Origin of the sequence: Robertmurraya sp. FSL W8-0741, assembly GCF_038004005.1 — a bacterium.
Classification (GTDB): Bacteria; Bacillota; Bacilli; order Bacillales; family Cytobacillaceae; genus Robertmurraya; species Robertmurraya siralis.
This window is the reverse complement of record NZ_JBBOQG010000001.1, coordinates 3139452-3153854: the sequence shown is the minus strand read 5'-3', so window position 1 is coordinate 3153854 and position 14403 is coordinate 3139452. Positions and strand designations below refer to the sequence as shown.

12 protein-coding genes are annotated in these 14403 nt (G+C 39.8%); 11 read left to right on the top strand and 1 reads right to left on the bottom strand.

The annotated features are described in order from the left end of the window. Entirely contained in the window at window positions 1-189 is a 189-nt protein-coding gene (rpmB, locus tag NST02_RS15285) for a 50S ribosomal protein L28 (RefSeq protein ID WP_095307982.1), read from the bottom strand. Between the two features lie 447 nt (window positions 190-636). Between rpmB and NST02_RS15280 the strand changes: the two genes are divergently transcribed. From NST02_RS15280 to ftsY, 11 genes are all read left to right on the top strand, one after another. After that, window positions 637-999: an Asp23/Gls24 family envelope stress response protein gene (locus tag NST02_RS15280; protein ID WP_095307984.1), complete on the top strand. Its 363-nt coding sequence runs from the start codon at window positions 637-639 to the stop codon at window positions 997-999. Between the two features lie 15 nt (window positions 1000-1014). Then, window positions 1015-2688, top strand: a complete 1674-nt coding sequence (locus NST02_RS15275; protein ID WP_340949240.1) for a DAK2 domain-containing protein — start codon at window positions 1015-1017, stop codon at window positions 2686-2688. A gap of 104 nt (window positions 2689-2792) precedes the next feature. Continuing rightward, entirely contained in the window at window positions 2793-4847 is a 2055-nt protein-coding gene (gene recG / locus NST02_RS15270; protein WP_137742884.1) for an ATP-dependent DNA helicase RecG, read from the top strand. A 117-nt stretch (window positions 4848-4964) separates the two neighbouring features. Beyond that, window positions 4965-5528: a transcription factor FapR gene (gene fapR, locus NST02_RS15265; RefSeq protein ID WP_095307990.1), complete on the top strand. Its 564-nt coding sequence runs from the start codon at window positions 4965-4967 to the stop codon at window positions 5526-5528. A gap of 40 nt (window positions 5529-5568) precedes the next feature. Beyond that, complete coding sequence (gene plsX, locus NST02_RS15260) at window positions 5569-6558, top strand: phosphate acyltransferase PlsX (protein WP_095307992.1); 990 nt, start codon at window positions 5569-5571, stop codon at window positions 6556-6558. Between the two features lie 21 nt (window positions 6559-6579). Further along, complete coding sequence (fabD, locus tag NST02_RS15255) at window positions 6580-7527, top strand: ACP S-malonyltransferase (protein WP_340949239.1); 948 nt, start codon at window positions 6580-6582, stop codon at window positions 7525-7527. Then, window positions 7524-8267 (top strand): 3-oxoacyl-[acyl-carrier-protein] reductase, encoded by a 744-nt coding sequence (gene fabG, locus NST02_RS15250; RefSeq protein ID WP_137742822.1) that lies wholly within the window; start codon window positions 7524-7526, stop codon window positions 8265-8267. Before fabD ends, fabG begins: the two co-directional genes overlap by 4 nt. A 216-nt stretch (window positions 8268-8483) precedes the next feature. Next, window positions 8484-8717, top strand: coding sequence for an acyl carrier protein (acpP, locus tag NST02_RS15245; protein ID WP_095307998.1), 234 nt, complete (start codon window positions 8484-8486; stop codon window positions 8715-8717). 172 nt (window positions 8718-8889) lie between these two features. Further along, on the top strand, window positions 8890-9630 hold the full coding sequence (gene rnc / locus NST02_RS15240; RefSeq protein ID WP_340949238.1) for a ribonuclease III: 741 nt from the start codon (window positions 8890-8892) through the stop codon (window positions 9628-9630). A gap of 71 nt (window positions 9631-9701) precedes the next feature. Beyond that, window positions 9702-13268 (top strand): chromosome segregation protein SMC, encoded by a 3567-nt coding sequence (gene smc, locus NST02_RS15235; RefSeq protein ID WP_340949237.1) that lies wholly within the window; start codon window positions 9702-9704, stop codon window positions 13266-13268. Window positions 13269-13297: 29 nt separating this feature from the next. Continuing rightward, complete coding sequence (gene ftsY / locus NST02_RS15230; RefSeq protein ID WP_095308004.1) at window positions 13298-14290, top strand: signal recognition particle-docking protein FtsY; 993 nt, start codon at window positions 13298-13300, stop codon at window positions 14288-14290. Window positions 14291-14403: the final 113 nt, after the last annotated feature.

The window sequence follows — 14403 nt, the reverse complement described above, 5'->3', positions numbered from 1 at the left end:
TTATACACGTTCAACTTTACCTGATTTAAGTGCTCTTGCAGAAACCCAAACACGCTTAGGCTTACCGTTCACAAGAATACGAACTTTTTGAAGGTTTGCTCCCCATGTACGCTTGTTAGCGTTCATAGCGTGAGAACGTGCATTACCTGAAGTTGTTTTTTTACCAGTGATTACACATTTACGTGGCATATTTATTTCCCCCCTTACTATGAAAGGCGTATCATTTCAACCTATACATCCTGCGCAATGAATCTTGCCGTTTTTAATTTAATGCGAAAAATTACAAAACATTTTTCGACCATTAAAAGATACTTTAATAATTTATCATACAAACATACGGAATGCAATAGGGATATAAAAGAGTTTCAAGAATATTACCTTGACAGCTAATTGATAATAAAATATGCGGCCGAAAGTTGATGCTGATTCATTCGACCTTTTTATGAAGAGTTTTCTGTAGACTTTCAAATTTGAAATCATTATAGTAAAATGACTGTAGTTGAATTAAATTGCATAAAAGCAAGTGCATGTTTTACGAAGTAGTGAAATATGTTGAAATCAACAGTTGAATGAGTTTACCGGATTCGAATTCATAAAAGCATTCAATACGGATTAATTTCCAAAGGGGGAAGACCTGTGTCCATTGAATTGAAAACGAGCTACGGACAAATTGATATCTCGAACGATGTGATTGCTACAATTGCAGGTGGAGCGGCAGTTGACTGTTATGGTATAGTAGGAATGGCGTCAAAACATCAAATTAAAGATGGATTAACGGATATACTGCGTAGGGATAATTTCACACGTGGTGTCATCGTGCGCCAAGAAAATGATGACGTGCATATTGACATGTATATTATCGTCAGTTATGGAACGAAAATTTCCGAGGTAGCCCACAATGTTCAGTCTAAAGTAAGATATATATTGGACAAGACAGTCGGACTTAGTGTGGAATCGGTAAATATATTTGTTCAGGGCGTTCGTGTCACGAACCCGTAGTGAGGAGGAAGTTTAGTGTCTATGAAAACTTTAGACGGAAAACGTTTTGCAGAAATGGTTGCCGTAGGGGCGAACCACTTGTCCACAAATGCTAAATATGTGGATGCATTAAACGTTTTTCCTGTTCCAGATGGAGATACTGGAACGAATATGAACTTATCGATGACTTCTGGCGCGAAAGAAGTTAGAAATAATGTTCAGGACCATATCGGGCGTGTTGGTCTTGCTCTATCAAAAGGTCTCCTAATGGGAGCTCGAGGTAACTCAGGGGTTATTCTATCCCAATTATTTCGTGGGTTCTCAAAATATGTTGAACAAAAAAGTGAAATAAACGCTTCCGAGTTTGCCCAAGCGTTTGAAGCAGGGGTGCAAACAGCTTACAAGGCAGTAATGAAGCCTGTTGAAGGTACCATTCTTACCGTCGCTAAGGATGCAGCAAAACGGGCAGTTGAAGCGGCAGAAAAAAGCGATGATATTGTGAAGATTATGGAAGCGGTCGTTAAAGAAGCAAAAGCATCTTTAAAAAGAACACCAGATTTGCTTCCAGTTCTAAAAGAAGTTGGGGTTGTCGATAGTGGCGGTCAAGGTCTTGTTTTTGTTTATGAAGGTTTCTTGGCGAATTTAAAAGGGGAGCAATTGCCAGATAATCCATCTGACCTACCAAATATGGATGAGCTTGTTAGTGCTGAGCACCATATGAGCGTTCAGGGTCATATGAATACAGAGGATATAGAATTTGGATACTGTACAGAGTTCATGGTGAAATTTGAACCTGAAAAGCTTTCGCATAATCCTTTTTCTGAGGAAAACTTTCGTCAGGATTTAAGTGAATATGGAGATTCACTTTTAGTAATAGCGGATGAAAACGTTGTAAAAGTACATATTCACTCGGAGCAACCGGGAAATGTTTTATCTTACGGTCAAAAATATGGTAGCTTAATCAATATGAAAATTGAAAATATGCGTGAACAGCATACCAATATCGTTGGGGAGCAGCATAGGGCAGAGGCACCGCCTAAACACAAGGAAAAGCTCGAGTACGGGATTGTAACGGTTTCAATGGGCAGCGGGATAGCTGAGCTGTTTAGAAGTATTGGTGCCCATGCTGTAATTGAAGGCGGACAAACAATGAATCCTAGTACAGAGGACATTATAAAGGCAATCAAAGAGATCCATGCGGAAAAAATTATCATTTTGCCTAATAATAAAAATATTATTATGGCTGCTGAGCAGGCAGCTGAGGTTTCTGAGGAAGATGTCATTGTCGTTCCATCAAAGACAGTTCCACAGGGCTTAGCAGCGCTTCTTGCCTTTAATCCAACAGCGGATCTTGAAGCTAATAAAGACGGAATGTCGGAGGCGTTAGCACATGTGAAAACTGGACAAATCACCTATGCTGTTCGTGACACGAATATCGATGGCATTGAAATTGCCAAAGATGACTACATGGGGATCGCCGACGGTAAAATCGTCTTGAAGGATAAGGACAGAGCGAAGGCAGCTATTGAACTATTAAAAAATATGCTTGATGAAGATTCTGAAATCTTAACCATTTTAAAAGGTGAGGATGCAACAGACGAAGATGTCGAAGCAGTGACAGATTTCGTTTCGCAACAATTTGAAGATGTTGAAATTGAAGTGCATGATGGAAAACAACCATTGTACGCATTTATTTTCTCCATTGAGTAAATATGAGCCAATGTTACTTCAATAACCTTCTAAATACTTACAAAAAGCATGGCTAATTTAGTCATGCTTTTGTGATTATCTTTAAGTAAAGGAGGAGTGCAATGATGAGTGGGGTTCATCGTTTAAAACAATCCATTACTGCAATAAAAGGGATTGGTGACGAAACTGCTGTTGCCTTAGCTGAGATGAACATATATTCAATTGAAGATTTGCTTGAGCATTATCCCTTTCGTTATGAGGATTACCGTCTCAAGGATTTAACCGAAGTGAAGCACGAAGAAAGATTAACGTTGGAAGGAAAGGTGCAAAGTGAACCATCCCTCGTTTATTATGGTAGAAAGAAGTCGCGTCTGACCGTTAAATTGCTCGTTGACCATTTTTTAATCCAAGTAATCTTTTTTAATCAGCCATATTTAAAGAAGAAAATAGTCCTTAACGAAACGATTCAAGTGACAGGAAAATGGGATATGCATCGACGCACTATTACAGCGTCTGAAATGCAATTAGGACCTTCAAATCAAAAAGAGATGCTCTCACCTGTTTATCATGTAAAAGGAACGATAACTGTTAAAGGAATACGCCGTTTTCTGCAATTAGCTTTTCAACAGTACGGTGACAAAATCAATGAAACTTTGCCTCAGCACCTTCTCGCAAAATATCGTCTTCCCAGCCGAAAAGAATCAATAAAAATGATTCATTTTCCTTCTGATGATGATGACATAAAGCAGGCTAGAAGAAGGATTGTTTACGAGGAATTTCTGTATTTTCAATTGAAAATGCAGGCTTTACGAAAGTTTGAGAGAGAACAATCACAAGGTGTCATGCAAAGCTATGATTTAAAAAAACTCAAAGGTTTTCTCCATTCGCTGCCTTTCCCGTTGACCAATGCCCAAAAAAGAGTTGTCAACGAAATTTTAGCAGATATGAAGTCCCCGTATCGGATGAGCAGACTCCTTCAAGGTGATGTTGGTTCAGGAAAAACAGTCGTCGCGGCGATTGCGTTATTTGCTAGTATTTCTGCTGGTTTTCAAGGAGCTTTGATGGTGCCGACTGAGATTTTGGCAGAGCAGCATGCAGAATCGCTTATTGGCTTGCTGCAAGCATTTAATATTCAATGTGAACTTTTAACAAGTTCTGTGAAAGGAAAGAAAAGAAAAGAAATCCTTGAACGGCTGCAATTGGGTGAAATTGATGTTTTGATCGGCACGCATGCTTTAATTCAAGATGAGGTGCATTTTCATAAACTTGGTCTAGTTATCACTGATGAACAACATCGCTTTGGCGTCGAGCAAAGGAAAATCCTGCGCGAAAAAGGCGAAAATCCCGATGTGCTCTTTATGACAGCTACTCCAATTCCGAGAACGCTTGCGATCACTGTCTTTGGTGAAATGGATGTTTCTGTCATTGATGAAATGCCTGTTGGAAGAAAAACAATTGAAACTTATTGGGCGAAACATGAAATGCTTGAACGAGTATTGGCGTTTATGGAAAAAGAGTTAGCAAAGGGTAGGCAGGCTTACGTTATTTGTCCATTGATCGAAGAGTCTGAAAAGCTTGATGTTCAAAATGCGATAGATGTTCACGCTGCTCTTATGACTTACTTTGATGGCCGTTATCAGATTGGATTAATGCACGGTCGCTTAAATGCTGATGAAAAAGATACAGTCATGAAGGCTTTCAGCCAAAATGAACTTCAGGTTCTTGTTTCCACAACAGTTGTGGAAGTCGGAGTTAATGTGCCGAATGCAACGCTCATGGTCATTTATGATGCAGAACGTTTCGGTTTGGCGCAACTGCACCAGCTTCGCGGGCGTGTCGGCAGGGGGAGTGAGCAATCTTATTGTATATTGCTTGCCAATCCAAAAACAGAGATTGGAAAAGAACGTATGCAAATTATGACTGAGACGAACGATGGCTTTGTCTTAAGTGAAAAGGATCTGGAATTAAGAGGTCCCGGTGATTTTTTTGGAAAAAAGCAAAGCGGTGTGCCAGAGTTTAAATTAGCAGATATGGTCCACGATTACCGCACATTAGAAACAGCAAGAAACGATGCGGCGATGATGATTCAATCAGAGGAATTTTGGCATTCTCCTAGTTATGCTGCATTACGAGATTATCTTCATAAATCAGAAGTATTAAAAGGTGAAAAGCTGGACTAAAGTGCTTTGGTAGCATTGCTAGAATAGATTACTGGAAGAATTCTTTCTTGCAATCTGTATTTTTTAATCATATACTACTATTAGTACCTAGTCTTAATATCTTGGACGGTGTCATAAATGAGAAGAAATAAAAGAGAACGGCAAGCGCTGTTAACAGAGACAATCAAGGAAAATCCGTTTATCACAGATGAAGAACTGGCAGATAAATTTTCCGTAAGTGTGCAAACGATCAGATTAGATCGGTTAGAGTTATCGATCCCTGAGCTTAGAGAGCGCATCAAAAATGTTGCAGAAAGAACATTTGAGGATGAGGTTCGCTCTTTACCAATTGATGAAGTAATTGGGGAAATCATTGATATGGATTTAGATCAGTCAGCGATTTCTATCTTAGATATAAAAAAAGAACATGTATTCAAACGAAATCAAATTGCTAGAGGGCACCATTTATTTGCTCAAGCTAATTCACTGGCGGTTGCTGTGATCAATGATGAACTCGCTTTAACAGCTAAAGCGAATATTCGTTTTACCCGCTCAGTAAAAGAAAGTGAAAGAGTGGTCGCGAAAGCGAAGGTGCTTAATATTGATGAAGAGACTGGACGCACACTCGTTGAAGTAACAAGTTATGTAAACAGTGAGATTGTTTTTAAAGGTGATTTTGAAATGTATCGCTCGCATGCCTAAATCATTGTTTTACTAAACTGAATATAAGGAATGAGGCATAATGAAATTAGCCATTGATGCTATGGGTGGAGATCACGCCCCAAAGGAAATTGTACTTGGAGCAATGAAGGCCATTGAGGCCTTTTCTGACTTGGAAATCATCTTAGTTGGTGATGAAAGGAAGATTAAGGAGTATCTTTCAAATGAAGGAAGAATTTCGATTGTACATACCGAAGAAGTGATTTTAGGAACGGATGAACCTGTTCGTGCAGTGAGAAGAAAAAAGAACGCGTCCATGGTGCTTGCTGCGAAGCTTGTCGCCGATGGAGAGGCTGATGGCTGTATTTCGGCTGGGAATACAGGCGCATTAATGGCGGCAGGATTATTTGTTGTTGGCCGTATAGAAGGAATTGATCGGCCTGCCCTCTCCCCGACCCTGCCAACAATTGGCGGAGAAGGATTTTTATTACTTGACGTCGGAGCGAACGTTGACGCAAAAGCAGAGCACTTATTACAAAACGCAATAATGGGCTCGATCTATTGCGACAAGGTGAGAGGCGTTGCAAATCCGCGTGTTGGACTTTTAAACATTGGAACGGAAGAGAAAAAGGGCAATGAGCTGACGAAGCAGGCATTTGAGCTGTTGCAGAACTCTAACCTTCATTTCATTGGCAACGTCGAGGCTCGAGATTTATTAGATGGTGTTGCTGATGTAGTAGTCACGGACGGATTTACTGGCAATATGGTATTGAAAACGATCGAAGGAACAGCGATGTCAGTATTTAATATGTTGAAGACCGTTCTTTCAAGTGATTTAAAATCGAAGCTTGCCGCTGCTGTTTTAATGCCTAATTTAAGAGCTTTAAAGGCAAAAATGGATTACTCTGAGTATGGTGGTGCTGGATTATTTGGTTTAAAGGCACCTGTCATTAAAGCACATGGCTCTTCAGATGCAAACTCACTTTATAATGCAGTGCGTCAAACCCGTGAAATGGTTCAAAAAGAAGTGATTCAAACAATTAAAGAAACGCTCGAAGAAAAATCGAATTAATCTACCGAAAGGAGATTTTTAATGGGGAAAATTGCTTTTATATTTCCAGGACAAGGTTCCCAGACGGTTGGAATGGGACAAACACTTGCACAAAAAGATAAATCTGTGAAGGCTATTTTTCAAAAAGCGGATGAAAGATTAGGCTTTGCACTTTCAGACATCATTTTTGAAGGCCCGCAGGAAAAACTGACATTAACAACTTATGCCCAACCAGCATTGTTAACGACGAGCATTGCAATCTTACATTATTTTAAGCAGGCTAACATTAAAGCCGATTATGTTGCCGGCCATAGTTTGGGTGAATACACAGCTCTTGTTGCAGCTGGCGCGTTTTCATTTGAAGATGGGGTATATGCTGTTCGAAGAAGAGGAGAATTTATGGAGGAAGCCGTTCCTAATCGAGAAGGGACAATGGCAGCGGTACTTGGGTTAGAGCGCAACGAACTCGAGCAAGTTACGGCAGAGGTCACGACTGGGGGACATCCTGTTCAATTGGCGAACATAAATTGTCCTGGTCAGATCGTGATTTCCGGCTCTCGCAGAGGGGTCGAATTAGCTTCCATTAAAGCGAAAGAAGCTGGGGCCAAGAGAGTTCTTCCTCTTGAGGTCAGTGGGCCGTTTCATTCAAGTTTAATGAAGCCAGCGTCTGCTAAATTAGCGGCTGTCCTCGATGAAGTGAAAATTGAAAAAGCAACCATACCTGTTATCGCAAATGTATCGGCAACGGAGATGGTAGAGCCAAGTGAAATCAAAAATAAATTGATTGAGCAATTATATTCCCCCGTTCAATGGGAAGATACAGTGAAAAGAATGATCGGACTTGGTGTTGATACTTTTATTGAAATTGGTCCTGGAAAGATTCTATCAGGATTAGTGAGAAAAATCGATCGTACGGTTGCAACCTATGCTGTTTCAGATGAAGAAAGCTTTAAGACTGTGTATGAAGCAATGAAGGAGGGAGTACAATGAAGATTGAAGGGAAAAATGCCTTAGTAACAGGTGCATCAAGGGGAATTGGAAGAGAAATAGCATTGGAACTGGCAAGACAAGGCGCCAATGTAGCGGTAAATTATGCTGGTAGTGAAAAGATGGCAAATGACGTCGTGGATGAAATCAAATCTTTAGGACGCGAAGCATTTGCTGTCCAGGCAGATGTTGCAGATGGAGATGCTGTTTCTAATATGATGAAACGAGTAATAGAGCAATTTGGAAGTATTGATATATTAGTCAACAACGCTGGCATCACTCGAGATAATCTGCTTATGCGTATGAAGGAAGAAGACTGGGATGCAGTTATTGATACAAATTTAAAAGGTGTCTTTCTTTGTACAAAAGCGGTCACTCGTCAAATGATGAAGCAGAGAAGCGGGAGAATCATTAATATTTCCTCGATCGTGGGCGTAGGCGGAAATGCTGGACAAGCGAATTATGTTGCCGCCAAAGCAGGGGTGATTGGTCTAACTAAAACGACTGCGAAGGAATTGGCATCACGAGGAATTACTGTTAATGCAGTTGCGCCAGGCTTCATTACGACAGATATGACGGATCAATTAAATGAAGAGATGAAGGCAGAGATGCTAAAGCAAATTCCACTTGCTCGTCTCGGTGAACCGCAAGATATTGCAAAAGTTGTCGCTTTCTTAGCTTCAGAAGAGAGCCGTTACATGACTGGTCAAACTTTACATGTTGACGGCGGAATGATCATGTAAAACGAAACCAACGGAGTACCCAAATGTTTGAAAGCTATATTATATAAAGTTGCATTGGTGATGTAATTTTAAGAGGCGGGAAATAGCCGAAACATTTAAGGGGAAGTGGAGACATTCGCAACCATGCAAGATAAAGATTTATCCTTAAAAAAGTGAAAACGAGATTTTAATTTAAAATAAAATCATCTATAATGGCTTGAGGGGAGGTGAACAAGCATGGCAGAAGTATTAGAAAGAGTAACAAAAATTATCGTTGACCGCCTTGGTGTGGAAGAATCTCAAGTAAAACTTGAAGCAACTTTCAAAGAAGATCTTGGTGCGGATTCACTAGATGTCGTTGAACTAGTTATGGAATTAGAGGATGAGTTTGATATGGAAATTTCTGACGATGATGCTGAAAAAATCCAAACAGTTGGTGACGCAGTTAATTACATACAAGCCAATTCATAATGCAAGGTCTTTTAAAAGCTCCGTTTTTAACGGGGCTTTCTTCTATAGAAAGAGCTTTGGATTAAAAAAGCTCCTTCATGATGATAGGCATTTAAAGAATTTCTTTGCGTTTTAAAGGAAATAAAAGTACACTTGAATCTAGAATGTAAAAATATAGCAAGGTGGATGCAGGATGCGTAAAAGTGGTAAAGATAAGGACAAATGGGCATTACGAAATAGGGATAGACAGTTTAAAGACTTTCAAGATAAAATAGGTGTGCATTTTACCAATGTAAAATTACTTATACAAGCTTTTACTCATTCATCATATGTGAATGAGCATCGCAAAAAGCCTTATGATGACAATGAAAGGCTGGAGTTTTTAGGAGATGCAGTTCTTGAATTAACAGTGTCTCAATTTCTTTATAATAAGTATCCAACAATGAGTGAAGGAGAGCTTACAAAGCTGCGAGCAGCTGTTGTTTGTGAGCCTTCTTTAGTGGCATTTGCTAACGAGCTCACCTTTGGCGAGTATGTGCTGTTAGGCAAAGGGGAAGAGATGACTGGAGGAAGAACGAGACCCGCATTGTTAGCTGATGTATTTGAAGCGTTTATTGGTGCTTTGTTTTTGGATAAAGGAATTGATGCAGTTGTGCAATTTTTAGAGAAGGTTGTATTTCCGAAAATTGATGCTGGTGCTTTTTCTCATGTGATGGATTTTAAAAGTCAATTGCAAGAGCATGTACAGAGAGACGGATCTGGATTAATAGAATACAAAGTCTTGCAAGAAAAAGGACCCGCTCATAATCGGGAGTTCATTTCCCAGGTGTCTTTGAATGGGGAGGAAGTAGGAGTAGGTACAGGTAGATCAAAAAAAGAAGCAGAGCAGCATGCGGCCCAAATGGCTCTCGAAAAACTAAAAGCACATCTGTAGAATTAAGATTACAAGAGGATATTTTTGCAAGTGTAACCGATAGATGATAAGGATCGAAGGGGGATACAAACGTGCATCTTAAACGTTTGGATGTAGTAGGGTTTAAATCTTTTGCTGAACGCATTGGGGTCGACTTTGTCCCTGGTGTGACAGCAGTTGTTGGACCTAACGGAAGTGGTAAAAGCAATATTACGGACGCAATCCGTTGGGTGCTTGGAGAACAATCAGCTAAATCCCTTCGTGGAGCAAAAATGGAAGATATCATTTTTGCAGGTAGCGATTCGAGAAAACCACTGAACTTTGCTGAAGTTACTTTAACTTTAGAGAATGAGGATCAATTTCTGCCGATTGATTATCAAGAGGTAAGTGTAACAAGAAGAGTTTATCGCTCTGGAGATAGTGAGTTCTTTATTAATAAACAAAGCTGTCGCCTTAAAGATATTGTTGATTTATTTATGGATTCCGGCCTTGGTCGAGAAGCGTTTTCAATCATCAGTCAAGGAAGAGTTGAAGAAATTCTCAATAGTAAAGCTGAAGAAAGAAGAACGATTTTTGAAGAAGCGGCCGGAGTTTTAAAATATAAAACGAGAAAGAAGAAAGCGGAAGGGAAGCTTTCAGAAACACAGGAAAATTTAAATCGTGTTAATGATATTATTCATGAACTTGAAGGGCAAGTGGAGCCATTAAAAATTCAAGCTTCTATTGCAAAAGATTATCTTCAGCAAAAGGAGGAGCTTGAAAAAATTGAGGTAGCTCTTACCGTTTATGAGATTGAAGATTTGCATGGAAAGTGGGAGCAATTATCGGCCCAATTAGAAAATCATAAACAAGTCGAAATGCAGTTGTCTTCTACTTTACAAACAAAAGAAGCAAAAGTAGTGGAAATGAGAGAGCAAATTGCTGCATTAGATGAATCGATCAATGATCTTCAAACCGTTCTCCTTCATGCCAGTGAAGAATTAGAAAAACTTGAAGGACGGAAGGAAGTTTTAAAGGAAAGAAAAAAGAACGCAAAGCAAAATAAAGAGCAACTTGAAAAGAATATTCAAACATTATCATTGAAGATAGATGAACTGGAAAGGGAAAAAGCAGAGCAAGAAGCGGTGGCGGCGACCCTTGAAAATGAAGCAGCTGAGATTGAGGAAACCTTAGTAGAGAAGCAGAAGCAATTAAAGCTTTTCAGTGAAAATATTGAAGAGACAATTGAATCTTTGAAGAGTGATTATATTGAAATTTTGAATCAGCAGGCCACATATAAAAATGAATTGCAAAATGTTGAGGCGCAGCTTGGACAACAAGATCATCGCAGCAAGCGTTTGGAAGAGGACAACGAGAAATATCTGGAAGAACGCCGCCTTATTGAAAATAAACGAGCAGGTATTCTTGCGAAATTAACGGAAGTGCAAAAAGAGCTGGAGCAGCAGGTGCATATTTTCAGAAATGAGCAAAATAAGCTTGAAAATTTGCGCAATCAATATGACAAGCAAGAAAAAACTCTCTATCAAGCTTATCAATATTTGCAAAAGGCGAAATCAAGAAAAGATATGTTGGAAGAGATGGAAGACGATTATTCCGGGTTTTTCCAGGGTGTTAAAGAGGTTTTAAAAGCAAGAGACAGCAAGCTCTCTGGTATTGAAGGAGCCATTGCCGAGCTTATTCAAGTTCCAAAAGAATATGAGGTCGCAATTGAAACGGCGCTTGGCGGTGCGATGCAACATGTGGTTGTAGCTGGCGAAGAGAGCGGCCGTCATGCCATCCAATATTTAAAGAAGAATTCGTTTGGAAGGGCGACATTTTTACCGTTAAATGTAATTAAAGGAAAATCATTGTCCGCTCAACAGCAGCAATCGATAAGTGGACACCCAGCCTATGTCGGTATAGCTGCCGAGCTTATTCGCCATGATGAGAAATATGGTCAAGTGATTTCAAGTCTCCTTGGCAATGTCGTAATTACAAAAGACCTTAAAGGTGCTAATGAAATGGCAAGAATTCTTCAGTATCGCTGTCGTTTCGTTACTTTGGATGGTGACGTTGTTAACGCTGGTGGAGCGATGACTGGTGGTGCCCTAAAGCAAAAGTCGTCTTCTCTTTTAAGTAGAAAGGGTGAGCTAGAGGAATTAATTGCAAAGCTTGGGGAAATGGAGCAGCAAACTGCTGTTAAAGAAGAGCAAGTTAAGCAAGTTAAATCCAATATTCAAGCGCAAGAAGCTCACCTTGAAGAGCTCCGAAGAAATGGGGAAGAACTCCGTTTGCTGGAGCAATCCATAAAAGGAGAGCTACGTGAGGTTGAGTTAGAAGAAAAGAATATGAATGAAAAACTTGCCTTGTACGATATGAATATTTCTCAGTATGGGGAAGAAAAAGAAAAACTTTCGGCTCGAAAAGTGGAATTAACAAATCTTTTAGCTGTTTCTGAGAAAGAAAAAGCTAAATTGGATAAAGAAATCACTTTATTGACAGAGCAAAAAAATTCACAAATTTCATCTAAAGAAGCACTGGTCGAGGAAATTAGCGAATTGAAGGTCAAGCTTGCAGCGAAAAATGAACAATCACGCAATGCACGTGAAAAACTTACGAAAACGACGTTTGAGCTTGAAGAAAATAAGGAAGCCTTTGCAACGATCTCCGAGGATCTACAGTTGCTTTCAACAGAAATGACTGATAGTACATCTGGAGAGGAACATTTGGAAGAAGCAGCAAATCGTAAGGCTCAGGATAAAAATGAGACGATGAAGTTAATCTCTGCCCGGCGCGAGGAGCGTCTTCAACTTCATAATCAAGTGGAGGATGCGGAGCTTGAAGTGAAAGAATTAAAGCGTCAGCATAAAGGGTTAATTGGGGTATTAAAGGATGAAGAAGTGAAGTTAACACGTCTTGATGTGGAACTTGAAAATCGCTTAGCGCGCCTGCGTGAGGAATACTTGCTTTCCTATGAAGGGGCAAAGGAAGAATATTTATTAACGATACCTGTCGATGAAGCGAGAAAGAAAGTAAAGCTTATTAAGCTAGCAATCGAAGAATTAGGAACTGTCAATCTCGGTGCAATTGAAGAATACGAGCGTGTTTCAGAGCGCTATGAATTTTTATTGGAACAGAAAAACGACCTTCAAGAGGCAAAGGACACCTTGTTCCAAGTGATTGGCGAAATGGATGAAGAAATGAAAAAACGCTTTGAACAGACGTTTTATGGAATTCGTTCACATTTCGAGTACGTTTTCCAAGCGCTCTTTGGCGGTGGACGAGCTGATCTTCGCCTTACTGATCCGGATGATTTATTAAATACCGGTGTTGAAATTGTGGCGCAGCCACCAGGCAAGAAGCTGCAAAACCTTGGCCTGCTTTCCGGTGGAGAAAGAGCGTTAACAGCAATTGCCCTTCTTTTCTCGATATTAAAGGTAAGACCTGTTCCGTTTTGTATATTGGATGAGGTGGAAGCAGCTCTTGATGAGGCGAACGTTCATCGATTTAGTCAATACTTAAAACGATATAGTCATGAAACGCAGTTTATCGTCATCACCCATCGAAAAGGTACGATGGAAGGTGCAGATGTTCTGTATGGTGTGACCATGCAGGAGTCGGGTGTTTCAAAATTAGTGTCTGTAAGGCTAGAAGAAATGAATGAACTAGTAAAATCGTGAAGATTGCAAATGGTAAAGGATGATTAAAAATGAGTTTTTTTAAGAAATTAAAGGAAAAGATTACGAAGCAAACCGATGCGGTAACAGAAAAATTTAAGGATGGCTTAACGAAGACGAGAGACAGTTTTTCAGGCCGTGTCAATGATCTCGTCGCCCGTTATCGCAAAGTGGATGAAGACTTTTTTGAAGAACTTGAAGAGATTTTAATTCAAGCAGATGTTGGCTTTGAAACGGTGATGGAGTTAATTGAAGAATTGAAAATGGAAGTAAAGCGGCAAAATATTCAAGACCCTGCTGAAGTGCAAGGTGTTATTTCTGAAAAGCTTGTTGAAATTTATCAAGGTGGGGAAGATGAGACTTCGCGATTAAACATTCAAGCTGAAGGATTGACGGTTCTTTTATTTGTTGGTGTTAATGGCGTTGGAAAAACAACGACGATTGGAAAGCTTGCTCACAAATTCAAAGTTGAAGGCAAAAAGGTTGTTCTTGCAGCAGGTGACACTTTCCGAGCAGGGGCAATCGAACAGCTTGAGGTATGGGGAGAAAGAGTTGGAGTCGATGTCATAAAACAGGGAGCAGGTTCTGATCCAGCGGCGGTTATGTTTGATGCTGTTCAAGCGGCTAAATCAAGAAATGCTGATATATTAATTTGCGACACAGCAGGACGCCTGCAAAATAAGGTTAATCTAATGAAGGAATTGGAAAAAGTAAAGCGTGTCATTGAAAGAGAGGTACCAAATGCACCGCATGAAGTTCTTTTAGTCCTTGATGCAACGACTGGTCAAAATGCATTAATCCAAGCAAAGACCTTCAAGGAAGCGACAAATGTAAGCGGAATTGTATTGACAAAATTAGATGGTACTGCGAAAGGAGGAATTGTCCTAGCGATTCGTAATGAGCTTGGCATTCCAGTAAAATTCGTGGGTCTCGGTGAAAAAATGGATGATCTGCAGGAATTTGATGCGGAGCAATACGTTTATGGTTTATTTGCAGATTTAGTGGAAAAAGAAGAGATAGAATAATAGTCGGATGCTCGGTATTTGCTGTGCCGGGCATTTTGTTTTGGTTTTAGATTTTCGGAAAAAATCGTTTAATTCCGGAAAAACTGGTAATAATTCCGGAAAAACATGCCGCA